Here is a 2,627-nt window from a genome sequence, read left to right as displayed (position 1 = left end):
CACGCGCTGGTCGTCACGGAACGGGCCGGCCATGTTCACGTAGGTCGTGTAGCCGAGGATGTCGGTCGCTTCGGCGAGCGCAGCGCGCGCGGCCGGGGTGAGCCATGCAGCGCCGCCCGGGCCGAGGCCGAGCACCGTCAGGCGGCCGCGTGCACGACCGAGCGTGGCGGGATCGACCGGGTGCGACGCGACCGCGCATGCGATGCCGTTCGTCGGGGCGCGCAGTGTGTGAGAGACACGCAACGCGCTGGCGAGCAGGGCGGCCGCATCGGTTGGTGCGTTGGCATTGGCATCGCCGTCGACATCGACATCGACATCGATGAAGCGCAGCGGCACGTCGAGCGTTTGCGCCGCTTCTTCCAGCACGGCATCACCGATTGCCGCTACGGGTGCAACGATAGCCGCGAGCGCCAGCCGCGCGAGACCTTGCGCATCGAGTGCGGCGTCGATGCGCGCAGCGAGCGCTTCATCACCGTGGATCGCCTGCGCATCGACGCCCACTACCACGCTGCGCGGATGAATCACCAGTTCGTCGCGCGTACCGCGCCATGCATCGGGTGTCACGCGGATTGCATGCGCGGCCGCGTCATCGCGCGGCAACGCGACATCGTCTAGCCACGGCGCCGCGCCGTCGATGCGCGTCGATGCGCCCGCGAGCAGATCGGATACGAAGCGCTTGCCCTGCGCAAGATCGGCGAGCGCATAGCCTTCCGGTGGATTGAGCACGCACGCGCCGAAGCGCAATTCGCCGCTGGTCGTGATCGCCGGTGCGACGCCGACGCATGCGGCGATTTCGCGCGCCATCACGTTGACGCCCGTCAGCCCGCCGAGCAGCGGCACGACCGCCGATCCGTCTTCCGCCACCGCGAGCACGGGCGGCTCGACGCCCTTGTCGGCGAGCGCGGGAGCGATGCAGCGGATCACGATGCCGGCCGCGCACAGCGCGACGATCGGCAGCCCGCGTGCATAGAGTTCACGCAGGTGCGCGCCGAGATCGTCGAATGGCACGTCAGCGTCGACGCGCGATGCGAGGCCATGCACGAGCGCACCCGGATAGCGCGCCTGGATGCGCCGCGCGGTATCGAGCGCGCCCGCGCCGAGAATCACGATCGCGGGCGGAGTCGTCATCCTTGCCATTTTTCCCCCGGCACGACGAGCAGCGAGAAATACGGCGACGCCATCGGATCGACTTCGTCGAGCGGCACGATGCGCTGGCTCGCCATCGTCGCGCGCTCGACATACAGCGCGCGCTTCGCGAGCCCCAGCTCGTCGAGCACGCGCCGCACCTTGTCGAAATTGCGGCCGAGTTTCATCACGACGGCCGCGTCGGCCCGCGCGAGCCGCTCGCGCAGTTCGTGCTCGGGCAGCACGCCCGATAGCACCGACAGGCTCTGGTTGCGATAGACGAGCGGCTGGCCGAGCACGGCCGTGCCGCCGAGCATCGCGCACACGCCGGGGATCACCTCGGTGTCGTAGCGCGGCGCGAGGCGGTCGTGCAGGTACATGTACGAGCCGTAGAAGAACGGGTCGCCTTCGCAGATCACCGCGACGTCGCGGCCCGCGTCGAGGTGCGCGGCAACGATCTCGGCGGCCGTATCGTAGAAGTCGGCGATCACCGTCTCGTAGCACAGCGGCGGCGGCAGCGCCTCGGTCGTCACCGGATAGACGAGCGGCAGTTGCGTCTGCCCGTCCTGCAGGTGCGCTTCGACGATGCCGTACGCATTGCCTTTCTTGCCCTTCGCGACGAAATACGCGACCACCGGCGCGGCCTGCAGCACGCGCAGCGCCTTGATCGTCATCAGTTCAGGATCGCCGGGGCCGACGCCGACCCCGAACAGGCGTCCGCGCGCGGTCGTCATTCGACCTCCGTCGCGAGTGCGTTGACCGCCGCAGCGGCCATCGCGCTGCCGCCGCGCCGGCCGAGCAGCGCGACGTACGGTACGCCACGGCTGTCGGCATCGAGCAGCGCCTTCGATTCGGCCGCACCGATGAAACCGACCGGGAAACCGAGGATGAGCGCAGGGCGCGGCGCACCGGCGTCGATCATGTCGAGCAGGTGGAACAGCGCGGTCGGTGCATTGCCGATCACGACGACGCTGCCCGCGAGATGCGGACGCCATAGTTCGAGCGCAGCCGCCGAACGCGTGTTGCCGAGATGTCGCGCGAGATCGGGCACCTCGGGCTCGCCGAGCGTGCAGATCACGCGATTGTCGGCCGGCAGCCGCGCGCGCGTGATGCCTTCGGCAACCATCCTCGCGTCGCACAGGATCGGTGCGCCGGCCGCGAGTGCCGTGCGGCCCGCCGTGCCGGCGCCGGCCGAGAAACGCAGGTCGTAGACGACGTCGACCATCCCGCACGCATGGATCACGCGCACCGCGAGTTTCTCGAGGTCGGGCGGAACCTGCGACAGGTCGGCCTCGGCGCGGATCGTCGCGAACGACTGGCGGTAGATTTCCTGCCCGTCGCGAATGTAGTCAAGCATCGGTGGTGTCCTGGCTGTGCCGCACGCCCGTCAGTCGGGCCGCGGCCTGGTCAATCGTCAGATGGCGCGCGAGCGGGGCGCCGAGGCCCGTAGCGGCGTCGCGCCGGTAAAGGTCGTAGTGCGCGGGCGCAACCGCGACGCGCCG

2 protein-coding genes and 2 pseudogenes are annotated in these 2,627 nt (G+C 69.9%); all 4 read right to left on the bottom strand.

Going from position 1 to position 2,627, the window contains the following annotated elements; all coding sequences use genetic code 11:
• Positions 1–1,128, bottom strand: a pseudogene (locus G3N99_RS38095) (cobalamin biosynthesis protein CbiG); the annotation flags it as partial.
• The gene (locus G3N99_RS38090) at positions 1,125–1,859 is read right to left on the bottom strand and encodes a precorrin-2 C(20)-methyltransferase (RefSeq protein WP_166896637.1); all 735 of its coding nucleotides are present in this window, start codon (positions 1,857–1,859) and stop codon (positions 1,125–1,127) included. The gene G3N99_RS38090 and the pseudogene G3N99_RS38095, both read right to left, overlap by 4 nt.
• Positions 1,856–2,482, bottom strand: a complete 627-nt coding sequence (locus tag G3N99_RS38085) for a precorrin-8X methylmutase (RefSeq protein ID WP_046545711.1) — start codon at positions 2,480–2,482, stop codon at positions 1,856–1,858. Before G3N99_RS38085 ends, G3N99_RS38090 begins: the two co-directional genes overlap by 4 nt.
• Positions 2,475–2,627: pseudogene (locus tag G3N99_RS42235) on the bottom strand (precorrin-3B synthase); the annotation flags it as partial. The pseudogene G3N99_RS42235 and the gene G3N99_RS38085, both read right to left, overlap by 8 nt.

The sequence above is a fragment of the Burkholderia sp. Ac-20392 genome, assembly GCF_017104585.1.
GTDB lineage: Bacteria > Pseudomonadota > Gammaproteobacteria > Burkholderiales > Burkholderiaceae > Burkholderia > Burkholderia lata.
Note: the sequence above shows the minus strand (reverse complement) of the source record. Positions and strands in the feature narration are given on the sequence as shown.